Below are 951 nucleotides of genomic sequence, written 5' to 3' on the forward strand. Positions count from 1 at the left end.
ATCGGGGAGTTACAGATACAGGTTGATTTCTTAAAAAAAGTATTGGGCAAATGAGTCTTGACGAGAAACGCGGGCTTGTTTGCCCTTCCTATAAGAAAATGAGCGTTTACAGGCAGTGCAAAGTTATGGAGCTGCCCCGGAGCAGTTATTATTTTAAACCCAAGGGAGAATCTCTGTTCAACCTGCAGGTTATGAATGCCATCGACCGTAAGTTTCTGGACTGTCCCTTTTACGGAGTAGAGCGCATGACGGACTATTTGAGGCAGGATCTGGGCTATTTCGTTGGGCAGAAGCGGGTTCGTAGGCTGTATAAGCTCATGAACCTGAAAACTATACATCCTAAAAAGAACTTGAGTAAAGCAAATAAGGCGGACTATAAATTTCCGTACCTGCTCAGGAACCTTAAGATCGAAAGGCCTGCTCAGGTATGGCAGGCAGATATCACGTACATACCCATGTTCAAGGGCTTTATGTATATGTTTGCTATCATAGATGTATACAGCAGAAAGATAATGGGCTGGGACGTATCCAATACGATGAGTGCCGAGTGGTGTAGGGATGTGTTGGTCGATACGATCCAAACTCATGGTAAGCCCGAGATATTCAACACCGATCAGGGATCTCAGTTTACATCTGAAGTTTTTGTGAAAGCCTTACAGAAAAATGAGGTTAAGATATCAATGGACGGCAAAGGTAGAGCGCTGGACAATATCTACATTGAAAGATTCTGGGGATCCCTGAAAAGAGAGAAGATATACCTCAATACACCCAATGGTGGTGTGGATCTATACCGGCAGATTAAAGAGTACGTGTTATTTTACAATACGGAAAGAAGGCACAAATCCCTAGGAAGCATAACACCCGATGAAAAGTTCTATCAGGAAATTAAAAATGTATCGTAATTATATCTTAGTTTAGTAAAAAGTTGTCCAACAAATAGGGAGTATCATA

1 protein-coding gene is annotated in these 951 nt (G+C 42.0%); it reads left to right on the forward strand.

Translation table 11 applies throughout. The annotated features are described in order from the left end of the window. The first annotated feature begins 41 nt into the window (after positions 1-41). Entirely contained in the window at positions 42-902 is an 861-nt protein-coding gene (locus tag H8B06_RS20460) for an IS3 family transposase (protein ID WP_317170965.1), read from the forward strand. The last annotated feature ends 49 nt before the right edge of the window (positions 903-951 follow it).

This window comes from Sphingobacterium micropteri (assembly GCF_014692515.1).
GTDB lineage: Bacteria > Bacteroidota > Bacteroidia > Sphingobacteriales > Sphingobacteriaceae > Sphingobacterium > Sphingobacterium micropteri.